The organism is Loigolactobacillus backii (assembly GCF_001663675.1).
In the GTDB taxonomy this organism is placed as follows: Bacteria; Bacillota; Bacilli; order Lactobacillales; family Lactobacillaceae; genus Loigolactobacillus; species Loigolactobacillus backii.
This window is the reverse complement of the sequence record NZ_CP014873.1, coordinates 34,024-52,238: the sequence shown is the minus strand read 5'-3', so window position 1 is coordinate 52,238 and position 18,215 is coordinate 34,024. Positions and strand designations below refer to the sequence as shown.

Annotated in this window: 15 protein-coding genes; 14 read left to right on the top strand and 1 reads right to left on the bottom strand. The window is 42.3% G+C overall.

From position 1 onward, the window contains the following. Positions 1-62 precede the first annotated feature (62 nt). Positions 63-1,211 (top strand): N-acetylglucosamine-6-phosphate deacetylase, encoded by a 1,149-nt coding sequence (gene nagA, locus AYR53_RS00215; protein WP_068280014.1) that lies wholly within the window; start codon positions 63-65, stop codon positions 1,209-1,211. A gap of 166 nt (positions 1,212-1,377) precedes the next feature. After that, positions 1,378-2,079: a GntR family transcriptional regulator gene (locus tag AYR53_RS00210; protein WP_068280017.1), complete on the top strand. Its 702-nt coding sequence runs from the start codon at positions 1,378-1,380 to the stop codon at positions 2,077-2,079. Between the two features lie 113 nt (positions 2,080-2,192). Here the strand turns inward: AYR53_RS00210 and AYR53_RS00205 are convergent, their stop codons facing one another. After that, positions 2,193-3,464, bottom strand: a complete 1,272-nt coding sequence (locus AYR53_RS00205) for an ISL3 family transposase (protein ID WP_068279055.1) — start codon at positions 3,462-3,464, stop codon at positions 2,193-2,195. A gap of 262 nt (positions 3,465-3,726) precedes the next feature. On the opposite strand from AYR53_RS00205, the gene rfbA reads away from it, so the two are divergent. The 12 genes from rfbA to AYR53_RS00145 all read left to right on the top strand — a co-directional run bounded on the left by rfbA (position 3,727) and on the right by AYR53_RS00145 (position 18,138). After that, positions 3,727-4,608 (top strand): glucose-1-phosphate thymidylyltransferase RfbA, encoded by an 882-nt coding sequence (gene rfbA, locus AYR53_RS00200; protein WP_068280020.1) that lies wholly within the window; start codon positions 3,727-3,729, stop codon positions 4,606-4,608. 7 nt (positions 4,609-4,615) lie between these two features. After that, a complete protein-coding gene (gene rfbC, locus AYR53_RS00195; RefSeq protein ID WP_068222781.1) occupies positions 4,616-5,185 on the top strand; it encodes a dTDP-4-dehydrorhamnose 3,5-epimerase in 570 nt (189 codons plus the stop codon). After that, the gene (rfbB, locus tag AYR53_RS00190; RefSeq protein WP_068280023.1) at positions 5,185-6,168 is read left to right on the top strand and encodes a dTDP-glucose 4,6-dehydratase; all 984 of its coding nucleotides are present in this window, start codon (positions 5,185-5,187) and stop codon (positions 6,166-6,168) included. Before rfbC ends, rfbB begins: the two co-directional genes overlap by 1 nt. Before the next feature lie 24 nt (positions 6,169-6,192). After that, positions 6,193-7,035, top strand: coding sequence for a dTDP-4-dehydrorhamnose reductase (gene rfbD, locus AYR53_RS00185; RefSeq protein ID WP_068280026.1), 843 nt, complete (start codon positions 6,193-6,195; stop codon positions 7,033-7,035). Between the two features lie 347 nt (positions 7,036-7,382). Further along, a complete protein-coding gene (locus AYR53_RS00180) occupies positions 7,383-8,540 on the top strand; it encodes a YveK family protein (RefSeq protein WP_068280031.1) in 1,158 nt (385 codons plus the stop codon). 42 nt (positions 8,541-8,582) lie between these two features. After that, the gene (locus AYR53_RS00175; RefSeq protein WP_068280035.1) at positions 8,583-9,524 is read left to right on the top strand and encodes a glycosyltransferase family 2 protein; all 942 of its coding nucleotides are present in this window, start codon (positions 8,583-8,585) and stop codon (positions 9,522-9,524) included. Between the two features lie 11 nt (positions 9,525-9,535). Then, complete coding sequence (locus tag AYR53_RS00170; RefSeq protein ID WP_068280036.1) at positions 9,536-10,423, top strand: glycosyltransferase family 2 protein; 888 nt, start codon at positions 9,536-9,538, stop codon at positions 10,421-10,423. Between the two features lie 4 nt (positions 10,424-10,427). Then, positions 10,428-11,651, top strand: a complete 1,224-nt coding sequence (locus tag AYR53_RS00165) for a hypothetical protein (protein WP_068280041.1) — start codon at positions 10,428-10,430, stop codon at positions 11,649-11,651. Then, on the top strand, positions 11,629-12,408 hold the full coding sequence (locus AYR53_RS00160; RefSeq protein ID WP_068281262.1) for a glycosyltransferase: 780 nt from the start codon (positions 11,629-11,631) through the stop codon (positions 12,406-12,408). Before AYR53_RS00165 ends, AYR53_RS00160 begins: the two co-directional genes overlap by 23 nt. A gap of 483 nt (positions 12,409-12,891) precedes the next feature. Further along, the gene (locus AYR53_RS00155) at positions 12,892-14,367 is read left to right on the top strand and encodes a nicotinate phosphoribosyltransferase (RefSeq protein WP_068280044.1); all 1,476 of its coding nucleotides are present in this window, start codon (positions 12,892-12,894) and stop codon (positions 14,365-14,367) included. Positions 14,368-14,379: 12 nt separating this feature from the next. Continuing rightward, positions 14,380-15,207: an ammonia-dependent NAD(+) synthetase gene (gene nadE, locus AYR53_RS00150; protein WP_068280047.1), complete on the top strand. Its 828-nt coding sequence runs from the start codon at positions 14,380-14,382 to the stop codon at positions 15,205-15,207. 258 nt (positions 15,208-15,465) lie between these two features. Further along, complete coding sequence (locus AYR53_RS00145; RefSeq protein WP_068280050.1) at positions 15,466-18,138, top strand: cation-translocating P-type ATPase; 2,673 nt, start codon at positions 15,466-15,468, stop codon at positions 18,136-18,138. Positions 18,139-18,215: the final 77 nt, after the last annotated feature.

The following is an 18,215-nucleotide window of genomic DNA, read 5'->3' as shown; positions in this document are numbered from 1 at the left end:
GATTAAGCGTAGGTCACTGAACTTACTTTGGTCTAATTAATTAAAAAGGTGGAATCTAGCGAATGAGTATAAAAGTCTTGAAACACGCAACGATCTATACTGGTGATGATATCATTGATGATGGTTTTGTTCGGTTTGATGACAAAATTTTGGCAGTCGGCCCAATGGAAGAATTTAAAAATTATCCCGGTGATGAAGTAATTGTGGCCACTGGAAAGACGATTATTCCCGGTTTCATTGACGTTCATAGTCATGGCGGTTACGGTTTTGACGCGATGGATGGTGATCCTGACCAGATTGATACAATGGTCCAGAAGATGACTAAAAATGAAGGAATTACAACTTATTTTGCAACGACAATGACGCAAAGTAACGCCAACATTGATAATGCAATGCGCGGTGTTAAGAAGGCGGCTGACCGAAACCCAGTTATTCAGGGTGTTCATTTGGAAGGGCCTTTTATTTCAGCTAAATATAAGGGTGCTCAGCCAGAAGAATACATCAAAGATCCTAATCCAGAATTATTAGATCATTGGAATGAATTGGCCGGTGGCTTAGTTAAATTAATTACTTACGCGCCCGAGGATGATCATTCAAAAGAATTCGAAGATTATTGTTTAGCACACGGAATCGTACCTGCTGTAGGCCATAGTAACGCCACACGGGCCGATTTATTGCACAGTAAGGCTAGTCACGCCACACATTTGTACAATGCCCAGCGTGAATTTAAGCACCGTGAACCTGGTGTTACTGGTCACGTTATGTTGGAAAATAATATGTACGCTGAATTAATCATGGACGGTTTCCACATTGTGCCTGATATGTTGGAACTTGCCTTTGACCAAAAAGGACCTGAACGAATTGAGTTAGTAACGGATTCGATGCGTTCTAAAGGGATGCCTGAAGGCGAAAGCGAACTTGGTGGTCAAAAGGTCTTCGTTAAAGACAAACAGGCACGTTTAGCTGACGGTACTTTGGCTGGGTCGGTTCTTGAATACCCAGACGCGTTCAAAAATTCAATGAAATTCACTGACGCTGATTTATACGATGCTGTTTTGATGAGCTCGGTTAACCAAGCGGCTGAATTCGGCTTGGAAGCTAAAGGTGGCATTGCTGAAGGCAAAGACGCTGATTTGAATATTATCGATAATGACTGCAATTTATTGGAAACTTACAGTTATGGTCGGCATTTTGTTAAAGGTGAAAAATAGATTTTAAAGCCAGGGGTGGGAAAAGGCTGTTTTTGGCTTAACTGGCGTTAGGCACGTGAAGCCAGACCTTTGGCGCACGTTCTAGAATAATGCTCAGAGATAATAGGGGCTAAGATTTTTTGTCTCAGCCTTTGTTTAAATAATTGAAAAAAGGGGGGCGGTATTCATGGAATCGCCGGTTTATATTCAAATTCATAATTCAATTAAGCGTGATATTGAAGCTGGAAAATGGGCGATTGGGGATCGGATACCCTCTGAGCGTGAACTTGCGATTAGTTTCGGTGTTAGTCGAATGACTTTGCGTCAAGCGATTCAAACACTTGTGGATGAAGGCATTTTAGAACGCCGGGTTGGTGCAGGGACTTACGTGGCCAACCAAAAAGTCCAAGAGAAGATGTCAGGTGTAACTAGTTTTACGGATATCATGCTGGCGCAAGGAAAAACACCTTCCAGTAAAACAATCTCTTATCATGTTGCCAGTCCCTCGCTTTCAGAAAAAGAAAAACTTAATTTACCCGATGGCGCGCAGGTATTGCGAATGGAACGAATTCGGTTTGCCGATGATGTTCCGATTAGCTTTGAGGTTGCAACGGTACCTGAGGCCTTGGTTCAGGACTTTAGCAAGGCCGAGGTAACAAGCTCGTTGTACCGAACTCTAGAAGAAAAGGCTAATCTAGTTCTTGGCGGTGCACAACAAACAGTTACCGCCCAAGTTTCCTCAGAACGGATTGCCGACTTTCTTCAAATTAAACGTGGTGATCCAATTTTGCGGTTACGTCAAGTCTCGTTTTTACAATCAGGCGAACCGTTTGAATATGTGCGTACCCAGTACGTTGGGACACGTTTTGAATTCTATTTAGAGCGTTAAATTGGTTGTTGATGGACTATAACTAGGAGTTGTGACAAAATTCGATTTTGTTATGGCTCCTATTTTTGGCTCTTCGTCAACTGTTGTTGGTGAATCCATATTTCGAGTTCTAATCACTTCGTGATTAGGGCTCTTTTTGTTTTGATTTTGAAAACGTATAGTACTCGAGTTCTAAACCTCCAGAAGCTGCGATAGCCAAAACTGGCTCGTTTGATCGCCTTGATTTTATTATTAGAACCTTCCAAAGGACCATTTGAATAGTGTGTGGTAAAGGTGTTACGAATCTCATCATGATGGCTTTCAAGTGTTTTAATCGTGTTCTTCATTTCTTCAGAATACGTTTTGTTATTCCAAAATGCCGCATTGTAGTTATGCCAATCTTGATGTTGGACAGCTGACCGGACGCTGTTTAAGACTTGATAAGTTTGTTCTAGTTCTGAATCCAACGATAACAGCTGATGGACAACATCGGTGGCAGCCATCCAGTAAGGAAAATTAGTCCACTTTTTGAATTGTTCAAAGTTAAGCTGTTCAGTTGGTACTAACAACAGCTTCCAGTAGCGCTTAAGGGCGTGAAATTCGCGAGAAGACGGGGTAAACTTCTTCATCACCTTGATTCTGGTTTTGTTAAACGCCCGATTTAGGGCGTTGATAATATGAAACTTGTCCATGACCACCATGGCATTGGGGAACACGGTCTGCACAAGCTTGGGGTAGGTATAATTCATATCAGTCACAATAATTTTGACGTTTTCTCGGGCAGCTTGATCGAAGCGGTAAAAATACTTCTCTAGTTTATTGATGGTTCGATAAGGGAGTAAGTCGATTAATTCATGGGTTTCGCCATTCATGAACTCAAAGCTCATGGCACCAGTAGCGCTCTTGGTACTCTTCACCTCATCCATTAAGATGATCTCTGGTAAATAGTGCCAATTGGTTTGAAAGTCTCGTTCAGCGCGCATTAACTGGCGGCCCACAAATGAATCTGATGCCGATACTTCATTGGCAATGTGCTTCAAAGAGACCGGTTCACCGAGCTTCTCTAGGCATTCTTTGCGGCTGGTGTTTGAAATTGTACAGTGTTTCGGAACTGCCAATGTTTGTGCAAGAAAGTTGCCGTGACATTCTTTACAGTGGAAATAGCGGCGCTTTAAGGCTAAGATGACGGTGTTGCTCAGAACCTTCGAGAATCTGATAGTGGTATTGCGCCAGCCGTAGTTAATAATCTTTTGATCATTGATAATCCCGCACTTGGGACAAGCCTTCGGCGTGTAATCCAAGTGGCCAGTTAAGCGAATAACCCCGTCTTCTCCAGTTTCACCGTCAGTAATTTTTAGGTTCTCGTCAGCTATTCCTAATAATAATTTTGTAGTATCATGACACATAGGGCATTTCCTTCTTTCTGAAAAATCTTCGTGGTGGTTGACTTGGATGAACGGACAGGAAATGTCCGCTTTTTTATTCTAGCCATAAATAAAAAATCTGTCATCAGTAATAGATGAAAATCTATTACCAACAACAGATATTGTAGAACCCTATTTTTTTAGTCTATAAAGAAAGCTTAAAATGCGGATATAAAAGTGTACTTCGGTCCTGATATGGTACAATACTTAGTGTTTAAGTCAAATTAATGAGGAGATAATAGCCATGAAAGGCATCATTCTCGCCGGCGGGTCAGGCACGCGCCTGTACCCAGTAACCCGGGCAATTTCAAAACAATTAATTCCGGTTTACGATAAACCCATGATTTATTACCCATTATCCAGCTTAATGTTAGCTGGGATTCAGGATATCATGATTATTTCAACGCCACGGGATACGCCGCGGTTTGAGGAATTATTTCATGATGGCCAAGATTTGGGCATACATATTTCGTACAAAGTCCAGGAACATCCGAATGGTTTGGCTGAGGCATTTATTTTAGCCGCGGACTTTATTGGGACGGATTCGGTTTGCCTGATTTTAGGGGACAACATCTTTTATGGTGGTGGCCTCTCCAAATTATTACAACAAGCAGCAGCTAAGCCAACTGGGGCAACTGTTTTTGGTTACCACGTTAATGATCCTGAACGATTTGGTGTGGTGGACTTTGACAAGCAGAAGCGTGTTAAATCGATCGTTGAAAAGCCAGCTCATCCGGCTAGTAATTACGCAATCACGGGCTTGTATTTTTACGATAATCAAGTGGTGCAGATTGCCAAGGACATTAAACCTTCGCCGCGGGGTGAATTGGAGATTACCGATGTCAATAAAGTCTACCTTGAAAAGGGCCAACTTGATGTGCAAATTATGGGCCGCGGGTACGCTTGGTTAGATACGGGAACTCACGAGTCGTTGCACCAGGCTTCGGGTTTCATTGCCACGGTGCAGGACCGGCAGAATTTTGAGGTTGCTTGTTTGGAAGAAATTGCTTACCGAATGGGTTACATCAACCTAGACCAGGTAGCCAAATTAGCCGAACCACTTAAAAAGACCGGGTACGGCCAGTACTTATTGCAATTGGTCGCAGAAGAAAAAGAGGAGAATTAAACTAACTATGAAAGTAATCGACACAAAATTAACCGATGCTAAAATTATTGAAACTGACGTTTTTGGGGACCACCGGGGTTTCTTCACGGAAACTTTTACCGCCAATAAGTTCAAGGCTGCTGGCGTTGACGTTGAGTGGCTCCAAGATAACCAGTCATTGTCCGTTGAACCGGGGGTTTTACGGGGGATGCACTTTCAGCGGGCCCCGCACGCCCAAACTAAATTGTTACGGGCAATCACTGGTGTTATCTACGACGTCATCATTGATGTTCGGACGGGCTCACCGACATATGGTCAGTGGCAAGGCTTTATTTTAAGTGAATTCAACCACCGCCAGTTATTGGTGCCAAAGGGGTTCGCCCATGGTTTCATGACTTTAACGGCTAATTGCAATGTGGCCTACAAGTGTGACGGCTATTACGCGCCTGACGCGGATGGCGGTTTAGCTTATGATGATCCTGATATTGGCATTGAATGGCCAATGCCACTGGATGACCTTGTGTTGTCGGAAAAGGATAAACATCACCCGCGGTTAAAAGACGCTGACTTGAACTTCGTTTACGGAGGTAAAAATTAATGAACGTACTTGTGACTGGTGGCGCTGGTTTTATTGGCAGTAATTTTATTCATTATATGCTAAACCAGCACCCAGACTACCGAATTGTTAATTTAGATCTTTTAACTTACGCGGGCAATCAACATAACCTAGATAGTATCAAGGACGATCCCCGGTACACCTTTGTTCAGGGCAATATCGTTAACCGGGAATTAGTGACTTATTTGGTCAAACAGTACAAAATTGACTGGATTGTCAACTTTGCGGCGGAATCCCATGTGGATCGCTCAATTCTTCATCCAGAGGTCTTTATTGAAACCAACGTTCAAGGCACATTAGCTTTATTGGATGTCGCTAAAAAACAAGGCGTCACTAAATTCTTACAGGTTTCCACCGACGAAGTTTACGGTACTTTAGGGGCAGAAGGTTACTTCGATGAAGCCTCCCCGCTGCGGCCAAACTCACCGTATTCGGCTAGTAAGGCTTCTGCCGACATGATTGTGCGGGCCTACTACGAAACTTACGGCATGAACGTTAATATTACTCGTTGTTCCAATAATTACGGACCTTACCAATTCCCTGAAAAGTTGATTCCGTTGATGGTTTCTAACGGCATGGAAGATAAGACCCTACCAATTTACGGTGATGGTAAGAATATTCGTGATTGGTTATACGTTTCCGATCATTGTCACGCCATTGACCTGGTTTTGGAAAAGGGCAAAAAAGGTGAAGTTTACAATATTGGTGGCCATAACGAACGGAATAACAACGAAATTGTCCATTTAATTGTGAAGACGTTAGGCTTGTCGGAGGATCACATTAAGTACGTGGCCGATCGTTTAGGCCATGACCGGCGTTACGCCATTGACCCAACCAAGATTACGAAGGAACTTGGCTGGCAGCCTGAGTATACTTTTGACACTGGAATTGTGAAGACAATTAAGTGGTACCAGGCCAATGAAGCTTGGTGGCAACCACTAAAGGCGAAAGCGGCCTTGAAGTAACAGCGATAGAATTTGGAGGGTAATATGCGAATTATGATTACCGGCGCTTCTGGTCAATTAGGTACGGAATTGTGCCATTTATTGGATGAGCGTCAAGTTGACTACCGAATGACGGATAGCCATAATCTTGATATTACGAATGAGACGCAGGTTAACGCTTACTTTGCTGGTTATCAACCGGAATTAGTTTACCATTGTGCTGCCTATACAGCGGTGGATGCCGCTGAAGAAGGTGCCGGGAAAAAGGCAAATCAAACCGTTAACGTGCTAGGGACTGAGAATGTCGCTAAGGCGGCGGCAAGTGTTGGTGCAACAATGGTTTATATCAGCACTGATTACGTTTTTGATGGTGACAGTCAGCAAAGTTATCAAGTTGAGGATCAACCGGCACCTAGAAATGAATACGGGCGCGCTAAATATGAAGGTGAGCTTGCCGTTCAAAAGTACCTGCAAAATTACTATATTATTCGCACGTCGTGGGTATTTGGCGAATTTGGGCATAATTTTGTTTACACGATGCTCAAATTGGCGAAGGATCATGATCAACTAACAGTTGTTGATGATCAATTTGGCCGACCAACTTGGACCCGCACTTTAGCCGAATTTATGACCTACGTGATTGATCAGCATTTGGCCTATGGCATTTACCATTTGGCCAATCAGGGAACGTGTAGCTGGTTTGATTTTGCCACGGCAATTTTGGCTAACAAAGTAGTGACGGTGAGCCCAGTAACCTCCGCAGAGTATCCCCAGAAGGCTTGGCGACCACGGCACGCACTGTTGGATTTGAGTAAAACCGAAGCTAGTGGTTTTGTATTACCAACGTGGCAGGAAGTTTTAGGAACTTTTTTGGGTGAGCTAGAATAGAGAGAGTTTGAAAAAGCGGTTAGATTCTGAGGATTAGCCTAAACAGACGAATTACCTTTGAAAAAGGTGATTTGGCTGTTGTAGCTAACCGCAGGAATCTGCTTTTTCAAACACGTTTAGAATAGAGAGTATTTGAAAAAGCGATTAGCTACTACTCCGCGATTGAGGATTATTAGCCAAAAGCGCTAATAATCTTGATGCTACGAACGATGAAGTGAACCCCCTGAGTTAGAGTAAATCCAATCAGGGGGGTTACTATGTTTCCATACGAAATTAGTAACAACTAGACAATTTTTAAAGTACAGCCTAACAAACAACTAATAATAGTTTGAAATGAGAGGCATGAAATGCAAAAGAAAGTTTACCATCTAAATACGGCGTTAATGGCGCTATTTAATTGGAAAGTCATGTTATTAGCAATTATCGGTGGTCTCATTGGCGCTTATGCCTTTAACTACCAGGCGGCTAACAAGCCGACAGCAACCAGTTATACTGGCACAACTTTTGTTTTATTAAGTGCTAAGACAAATAAGCAGCCAACAACGCAGGCCGGTCTTGATCAATGGGTTCCTGATGAATCGACAGTTAAAACCTACACTTATATAATGCACAGTGGCCGTTTTATGGCCACTGCTAGTCAAGCGTTAGCTAAGCAAGGAATTAAAATGAACTCGGTACAGTTACAAAATTCGGTTGGGACTTGGCAGAATTCTAATACGAACCTCATTTCAGTTCAGGCCAAGGGTAATCGTAAGAATGTAACAACGATTGCAGATAGCGTTGCTGAAACAGCTGTAGCGCAGTATGGTAATTATTTAAGCAAAGGTAAAGCAAGTCTGATTCAATCAGCTTGGTTGGAAACTAATACAACAAAGCCTAAAACGCTGGGAGCAACCTTTCAGGGTGGTCTGCTAGGTTTCTTATTGGTTTGTTTAATTGCCGTGTTATTTAGTCTCCTGCGCAAAGGTATCAATGCTAAATTTTTACAGGATCATCTTGGCCACCGCAACGTTTTTGATGTTACGAAGTTTGAAACACCACAACTTGCAAGTGAGTTTTTGATGACCATTGGTGATAAAAAGACAGTGCTACTTACGGCCGCTGATGAAACGATTTCGGGTCAATGGTTGGCCAAACAAGTTGCCAAATTGGGTTGTCAGACCTTGTTTATTTCATTCTCGGCGGATCAAGAGGCTGACCGAAAATTAAAACCAATTTCGGAAAATTTTGCCAGTATAACAATTCCGGCATCAGATCAGGGATATAAGATGGCCCAAGAAACTGAAAAGATACTCGAACAAGCATCAAAGTACGACCAAATATTTATTCAAAGTAATTCAATTTTAACAAACCCAGCAACTCAAGCGTTGGTCAAACAGGTTGATGGTATTTTTGAATTAGTTAGTCCAACAACAAAACGAGAGACGTTAGAGGAACAAGACGCCTTTTTACGCAAATATCAACTAAAATTCATTGGCGATATTTTGTTAGATACTAAAGCATAAGGATTAAATTGATGATGTTTTGCGCTAGGAGGGAAAATTACGATGCAAAGCCCCAAAGTGGCGATCTTGTTGTCGACTTTTAACGGTGCAACTTATTTAACGCAGCAAATTGAATCAATCCAAAAGCAGACTTATCAGAATTGGCAACTGTATATTCGCGATGATGGGTCTAGTGACCAAACCGTTGCTATCATTTGTCGGCTGGCGAAAAACGATACGCGGCTAACCCTAATTAATCCTCAGGAACAGCAAAACCTAGGGGTGATTCCGTCGTTCTTTCAATTATTGAATACTGCTACGGCGCCGTATTATATGTTTTGCGATCAAGATGATGTCTGGCTGCCAGAAAAAATTCAAGTTACGTTGGCCGCAATGACTCGCGCCGAAAAAAAGGCGGAACAACCGATTTTAGTTCACACTGATTTACGCGTTGTCGATACAGATTTAAATTTGGTGAGCAAGTCAATGATTAAGAGCCAGCGATTGCACGGCCAGACTAATTTAGGTGAATTAGTTGCCCAAAATAGTGTGACTGGCTGCACTGTGATGATCAATCAGGCGTTGAAAGCAAGCTACACTTACAAAGCAAGCGACGCAATTCTAATGCACGATTGGTGGTACGCTTTGTTGGCGGTGACCTTGGGCCAATTGGTTTTTGTGGATCAAGCAACCATTCTTTACCGCCAGCACCACGATAATGCTGTGGGCGCTAGTTCTTCGCGGGTTATGAAGGTATTACGCGGTTACGGTGTCCGTAAAATGCGGCACTCCATCGCTGCTTCAATTGAACAAATTAATTCTTTTTGGCAGTTGCAGTTACCCCAGTGGCGGGAAAGTGATCGGCGGCTATTAAATTTCTACCAACAAATTCCCAATATGACCGGGTTAACAGTCCTTAGGGGATTAAGAAATTTTGGGATTCGTAAAAGTGATTTTAGCCGTAATTTTGTGTTTAAGTGGCTACTTTTAACGCACCGTAAATGAAGGAGCAAAGTATGGCGGATAAAGTAAGTTGTGTCGTTGTCACCTATAATCGATTGGCGCTGTTAAAGCGGTGTTTAAACGCCATTTTTGCGCAGTCTAAACCAGTAACGGATATTTTTATCGTTAATAATCATAGTTCTGATCAAACTGCCGCTTATTTGGCCCAACAAAAAGGTACCCACGTACACATTTTTAATTTAAACGAGAATCTTGGTGGCGCCGGTGGTTTCGTCTATGGTATGCAGCAGGCGGCCAAAGTAGCTAACGATTATATCTGGTTAATGGATGATGATACGTTAGTTCATGCCGATACGTTAGCGCAGTTATTACGTCCAGCAAAAAGAATTCCAAATTTTGGTTTTTTGAGTCCGCAAGTAAAACTTAAGGACGGCACAATTGGTAATCGGCCGTTACCGTTGTACGATTGGCAACCAGAAGCAAAAACTGGCTTAACGCGGTTGAAAACAGGGTCGTTTGTGGCAATTTTATTTAACCAGCGAATCGTTGAACGGCTGGGACTGCCGATTAGTGATTTCTTTATTTGGTTTGATGATCATGAATATACAATGCGAATTTCGCAACATTATCCGGCCTACTATGTGCCAACCGCACAGGTTACCCATTTAACAGTTGCCGCCACGCCGGACATCTTGACTGATCAGAAACGAATTCCCCGCTATTTTTATTTGTTTCGTAATAAGTACTATACGCAAAAAGAATTTCGGGGCAGCTGGGGTGCGATTAAAGATATTTTGGCTAATCTCGTCATCATTGGGCAGATTATTGTTGGTAAACGGCCAAAAAAAGGGCAAAAAATCATGACCGTGATTCGTGGTACTTGGGCAGGCCTATTTTTCAAACCACAAATTAAGTCAGTCAATAATGAAGAAGGAAGGTAGCAGTTTGTTACAATCAACGGATGCTTACAAACCAGTTGCCAGTCCAGGAGAAGGTCTCTTTTGCTTCGCTTTTGGGCTAAGCTTCTTTTGGTACCTTTTTAAATTAAGTATGCTAGCCAGTTACATGCCTTCTTTAGCCGGGCGGTTAGTTTTTGTGCTTAGTGGAGCGCTAATTTTATTGAAGATTGTTTTTGTGGATAGCTATACGCGCCGCGAGTTAATGCAGGCGGGACTTGTGACGGTTATTTTCACACTTTCGTCCTTGATGTCAAAGGATCGAATTTTATTAATTATCTTATTATTTATTCTTGGGGCCAAGGGCATCAATTTTGACCAAATCATTAAGACTTATTTGTGGATTGGAATTCCTGAAGTGCTTGTCATCATGTTGCTAGCACAGTATAAGGTTATTACTAACCTAATTATTTACCGCAGTATTGATCAAGGAGGGGCGGCACGGCAGTCCTTTGGCTTTTCTTCACCAACTGATTTCTCAGCAATTGTACTTTTTTTGTTCATTGCTTATTGTTATTTAAAACGGGGAAAATTAAAGTTCATTGATTACGTTGTGACCCTATTTATTTCCTACTTTTTATTAGTCTTTTGTGATGCACGGTTGGATGTGATTTCCCTTTTATTAGTTTGTTTAGCGATGCTGCTCTATAGTAGCCTCAGATTTTTGCCACGGCAGCACTGGTTGGCCAGACTTTTTCACTGGACGTGGTTGACCTTTCCAATTAGTGCCTTTCTTTCGGTTTGGTTGACGTTAACGTATCGGAAGGGTTCGACCTTCTATGCATTTCTTGATAATGCGTTATCCGGTCGGCTGCACATTGGCCGTCAAGGTTATGATAAGTACGGTCTTAGTCTGTTTGGGCAACATATTGTTGAACACGGTAATGGCGGTAATATTGCTCTAAAAACAAATTGGCAAAAAACGGCGTATTTCTATTTAGATTCTTCTTTTATCCGTTTATTGTTAATTTACGGGATTATTCTGTTTTTGTTTATTGTTATCTTTTTTAGTTGGTACTCGTTTCAGTTAACCAAGCAGGGTAATTTATTAGTGCCACTGATTTTGGCGATTGTTGCCGTAAATAGTATGATTGAACCTAATTTACTTCAGATCAACAAGGACCCATTCCTTTACTTGATTTTTGCACAATTACCACTGACACATAATTTTAGTCCGTTTGGAGGTGGTCATTCTGGATTCAGTCACGATTAGCATCGTTACGCATAATAGCAAGCATATTTTCCATGTGTTGAATCAAATTAAAACCGAATTGGCCGCTTCATCCGTAGGGGTTATGGTGTTTGATAATGCTTCCGCGCCGGCTTACCAAAATCAGTTGAAGGCTTACCAGTCTGATCAAATTCAAATCACCTTAGCCTCTGTAAATAAAGGCTTCGGTTTTGGTCATAACTATAATCTTGCGCGGATTAAAACAACTTATTTTATTTGTTGTAATCCCGATATTCTACTCAAAAAGGCCGACTTCACACTGATGTTGCATCAATTACAAGCTCGGCCGGAGATTAGTATGGTAACACCAAAGATTGTTGATCCAAAAGGTGAAACGCAATATTTGATCAGACGGCGATTAGATGTTTTTGATTATTTATTACGCTTCGTCCCCTTTGGTTTTGTTAAGCGTCTGTTTGCAAAACGTTTAGCCCACTATGAATGTCGCGATTTATCGAATCAGACACAGCTGATTAAATATGGCTCAGGTGCGTTCATGTTTCTACGGGCACAAGCTATGCGTGAAATTGGTGGTTTTGATGAACGCTTTTTTATGTATTTTGAGGATAACGATTTATGTGATCGATTGCGGCAAGCTGGCGGGAAGATTTGTTATGTACCGGCGGCTCGGGTTGTTCATTACTACGCCCGGGATTCGCACAAACATTTTTCGGTTTTTATCATATTTTTAAAATCAATGACGAAGTACTTTAATAAGTGGGGTTGGCAGTTTTTTTAGCTAACCTTCCATTGCGGAGTAGTAGGCCATACGCCATAATCTGGGCGCTTTTTCAGGCACTCGTAGTTTAAACGTGTTTGAAAAAGCAGATTCCTGCGGTTGCCATGTTTCAACTTGGCGCTTTTCGCCATAGTTGAATGGACAACGTATGTAGCATCAAGATTATTAACGTTTTTGGTTAATAATCCTCAATTGCGAAATAGTAGCTACGATCGCCAAATCATCTGTTTCACAGATAATTCGTCAATCTAGGCTAATCCTCAGAATCTAACCGCTTTTTCAGGCACTCCCAGTTTAAACGTGTTTGAAAAAGCAGATTATTGCGTATAGCTACGCTAGTCGAACGATCCGCTGCGCGTCTCTTTTCGCCTAGCTAGGCTATACTCCATAATCTAACCGCTTTTTCAAACACTCTTCAGTTAAGTTCGCACGGTTCTAGTAAAAATGCTAAAATGAATTTATTAAATTTTATGGAGATTAATTATGACAAAATTATACCCAGACGATAGTTATACGTTGCATACTGACCTTTATCAAATTAATATGATATTGACTTACTGGGAAAAGAATATTCATAATCGTCAGGCCGTTTTTGAATGTTATTTTCGTGATATGCCGTTTGGCAACGGTTACGCAATTTTTGCTGGCCTAGAACATGTTGTTCGTTATATTCAACAGATTAAGTTTTCGGATTCAGATATTGCGTATTTACGTGAGGCCGAGGGTTATCCTGAGGAATTTTTAGACTATTTACGCGACTTTAAATTTACTGGCACAATTCGGTCCGCAATTGAGGGCGATCTTGTTTTTAATAATGAGCCAATTCTCCAAGTCGAAGGAAATCTTGCTGATTGTCAGTTGGTCGAAACGGCGATTTTAAACATGGTTAATTATCAAACCTTGATTGCAACCAAGGCGGCGCGGATTAAATCAATTGTCGGCAGTGATATGGTCATGGAGTTTGGTACCCGCCGTGCGCAAGAAATGGATGCCGCCGTTTGGGGGACACGAGCCGCCTATATCGGTGGTTTTGATGCGACGAGTAACGTTCGGGCGGCCAAGATTTTTGGAATTCCAGTCAGTGGAACTCACGCCCACTCGTTAGTTCAGGCCTATCGCAGTGATTATGAAGGCTTTAAGGCATATGCTGAAACGCACCGGGATTGTGTTTTTCTAGTGGATACGTATGACACCTTAAAAAGTGGGGTACCGAATGCTATTCGGGTGGCCAATGAAATGGGCGATCAAATTAATTTTCAGGGCGTCCGAATTGATTCTGGTGATATGGCCTACATCTCAAAACGTGTGCGTCAGCAACTGGATGAAGCTGGCTACACCGAAGCCAAGATTTATGCTTCTAACGACTTAGACGAAAAAACAATTCAAAACTTGAAGATGCAGCACGCAAGAATTGATGTTTGGGGCATTGGAACCAAATTAATTACAGCGTATGATCAGCCAGCACTGGGTGCCGTCTATAAGTTAGTGTCGATCGAAGATAAAAAAGGCATGATGCGCGACACGATTAAACTATCGAGTAACGCCGAAAAAGTGTCGACGCCTGGTAAAAAGCAAGTTTGGCGGATTACTAAAAGAGCGGATGATAAATCAGAAGGGGATTATATTGCTTTTTGGGATGAAAAGCCTCTGGAACAAGATTCTATTTACATGTTTCATCCGCACTACACTTACATTAATAAAACGATTACTGATTTTAACGCCCGTCCAATTCTGCACGACATTTTTGAGAACGGCAAATTAGTTTATAAGTTGCCTAATTTATCAGAAATTCGCCGTTATGCCGCCGCTAATCTTGATTCGTTATGGGATGAATACAAGCGTGATTTGAACCCACAAGATTATCCAGTTGATCTATCACAAAAGTTGTATGATCATAAGATGAAAATTATCCAAGAGGTTAGTAAAAATGTGGGTAAAGAGCAAGATACGATTAATTAAGGAGTGACCTTAATGCGAAAGTTACAACAAGAAATTATTGCGGCAATGAAAACTCAACCAGAAATTGATCCGAAGCTCGAAATTCGTAAGAGTGTTGATTTTTTGAAGGCTTATTTACGGAAATATCCGTTTGTAAAATCATTAGTTTTAGGAATTTCTGGTGGTCAGGATTCAACTTTGGCCGGGCGGTTAAGTCAGATGGCGATTAACGAAATGCGAACAGAAACCGGCGATGACACTTACCATTTTATTGCTGTTCGCTTACCTTATGGTGATCAGGCTGATGAATCCGACGCCATGGCGGCAATTGAGTTTATTCAGGCCGATACCATTTCGCGAGTTAACATTAAGCCAGCTGTCGATGCAACCGTCACGGCACTTGAGGCCAATCAATTAAGTATTAGCGATTTCAACAAGGGTAACATCAAAGCACGGCAGCGAATGATTGCCCAGTATGGTATTGCTGGCGCACGAAAAGGTGTCGTGGTTGGAACTGATCATTCAGCTGAATCGATTACAGGTTTTTACACCAAATTCGGTGATGGCGGTGCTGATCTAGTGCCTTTATACCGGTTAGATAAGGAACAGGGTAAGCAATTGCTACGGGAATTAGGTGCGCCGGTTCACTTATACGAAAAGGTACCGACGGCTGATCTGGAAGAGAATCGTCCTGCGTTACCAGATGAGGCGGCCTTAGGGGTTCGCTATGAAGATATTGACGCCTACCTAGAAGGTAAGGAAGTCAGTCAAAAGGCGGCCGATGTCATTGAAGGCTGGTATTTGAAGACGGCACATAAGCGCCACTTACCAATCACGATTTTTGTTGATTTTTGGAAATAATAACAAATGACTTGCGTTTAGGATAATTAATCAGTTATACTAAATTTAAATCATAGGGGAGTAACTTGCAGCTGTATCTTTGTTGCGATAACGTCATCAGCAAGAAAAATTATTTTTCTGGTGTTGTCTTAAAAAGTGAGACTTATGTGTGTCTGTTTACTGTGACATACATAAATCGCACTTTTTTTGTATGTTACGTTAGGCAGTGGGATCTTATTGTACCAAATAGTAATTATAGCGTTGAAGGAGGAATAATTTATGGCTCAGCAACAAAAACAACCTTATTACCAACAAAGTAGTAAAGAATTACTGACAAAGTTTTCGACAACCGATGCGGGTTTAAGTAAGCAGGAGGCACAGCAACGGTTAACGCAAAACGGGCCGAATTCCTTAGTCGCAAATAAGCGTAAAAATGTTTTACAACGTTTTATTGACCAATTCAAAGATTTTATGATTATTGTTTTACTGGTGGCCGCATTAGTAGCCGGTTTTTCTGGTGAAATTGCAGATGCCGTGATCATCATGCTGGTTGTTATTTTAAACGCCGTTTTTGGCGTTTTCCAAGAGATGCAGGCCGAAGCAGCGATTGATTCACTTAAAGAGATGTCTGCACCTAAGGCCAACGTTTTACGCGGTGGGAATGTGGTTACCATTAACAGTGAGGACATTGTGACTGGGGACATTGTTTTGCTGGAGGCGGGGGATGTTATTCCGGCCGATCTGCGTTTGATTGAAGCGCAGCAGTTACGACTTGAGGAGTCCGCTTTAACTGGTGAGTCAGTACCAGTGGAAAAATCAGTTAAGGCATTAAACGCCGGAACTGACGAAAAGGTCAGTTTAGGTGATCAAATTAACATGGCCTTCATGAACAGTAACGTAACAAACGGCCGTGGTGTTGGCCTTGTTGTCGCAACCGGGATGCAAACTGAGGTTGGCCGAATTGCCGGAATGCTAAATCAGGCCGATGAAACCAAGACGCCACTTCAGGAAAATCTAAATCACTTAGGCAAGGTTTTAACTTGGATTATTTTAGGTTTGTCCGTTTTAATTTTTGTCCTAGGTCTACTTAATCGCCAAGAATCTGTGTTAAACATGTTGCTCACCGCGATCTCCTTGGCCGTTGCAGCAATTCCAGAAGGGTTGCCGGCCATCGTAACGATTACGTTAGCGTTGGGAACGAAGCGAATGGCTAAGCGCCACGCAATTGTTCGTAAGTTACCAGCCGTTGAAACGTTGGGGAGTACTGACATTATTGCCTCAGATAAAACGGGTACCTTAACGCAAAATAAGATGACCGTAGAACGTATTTTCGAAAATAATGAGTTAACGGACGCTAAAACCAGTCAAGTAACCCTTGATGATAAGGTTGTTCGGATTATGACGTTAGCAAACGATACTAAAATTAATGCTGATGGCGAGTTACTTGGAGATCCAACTGAAACAGCCTTGGTTCAATTTGGCCTGGATCATCAATTAGACGTGGCCGATTTGATTAAACAATTGCCACGAGCCGGCGAGGTGCCATTTGATTCTGAACGGAAGCTAATGACAACGATCCATCAATTGGACGATAACCGTTATTTAATTGCGACTAAAGGGGCACCTGATCAACTATTACCCCGAACAACGCATTATCAATTAAATGATAAAATGCCAGAAATGGACGCTAAAGAACGAGAAACAATTTTGGCTACCAATACTAAATTGGCGAAGCAGGCCCTCCGAGTTTTGGGGATGGCGTATAAGATTGTGCCAACCTTGCCAGCTGAAATAACGACTGAAACCGTGGAGCAGGATTTAACTTTCGCTGGTTTGATTGGGATGATTGATCCAGAACGACCGGAAGTGGCCAATGCTGTCGCTGAAGCTAAGGGTGCTGGAATTCGTTCACTAATGATCACTGGGGATCACCGGGACACGGCCGAAGCAATTGCATTGCGCCTTGGTATTCTCCAACCGGATGAACACGATGCAGTAATTACCGGTAGTGAGTTAGATGCCTTAAGTGACGCCGAGTTTGCTAAAAAAGTACCTGATTATGTCGTTTACGCGCGGGTTGCGCCGGAACACAAGGTTCGAATTGTAAAGGCTTGGCAAAAACGCGGCAAAGTCGTTGCCATGACTGGTGACGGGGTTAACGATGCGCCAGCACTGAAAACCGCAGATATCGGTGTTGGGATGGGAATTACCGGTACGGAAGTTTCGAAGAATGCTTCTGATATGGTGTTAGCCGATGATAATTTTTCTACAATTGTCGTTGCCGTTGAAGAAGGCCGAAAAGTATTTGCCAATATTCAAAAAGCTGTTCAATACTTGCTTTCCGCAAATCTAGGTGAAGTGTTGACCTTATTTATGATGACAATTCTAGGCTGGCAAATTTTGGCGCCCGTTCAGATTTTATGGATCAATTTAGTCACGGATACTTTTCCAGCGATTGCGCTGGGACTTGAACCAATGGAACGTGATATCATGAAACATAAACCTCGGGGACGTGATTCAAACTTCTTGTCTGGCGGAGTGACGTCGTCGATCTTTTACCAAGGCTTACTCGAGGGTGGCATTACCTTACTCGTTTATTGGTTAGCGATAAACTACCCAGTTCACGCAGCGGCAAACTTGGCCCACGCCGATGCCTTAACGATGGCATTTGCAACTTTAGGGATGATTCAATTGTTCCACGCCTTTAACGTTAAGTCGATTCACGGAACGATTTTCCACCGGGGAATTTTTGCCAACCGTTCATTTAATTGGGCCATCTTAGCCTCAGCAGTACTTTTAGCAGCTACGATCGTAATGCCTGGTTTCAACAAATTATTCCACGTGACGCATTTGGACTGGTTCCAGTGGGGCATTGTGTTGGGGGCTTCGTTATCAATCATTGTGATTGTTGAAATTGTGAAGTTCTTCCAGCGTCGTTTTCATAAAGCCTAAAGAGTGTTTGAAAAAGCGGTCAGATTCTGAGGATTAGCCTAAACGGACGAATTATCTGTGCAACGGATGATTGGGCT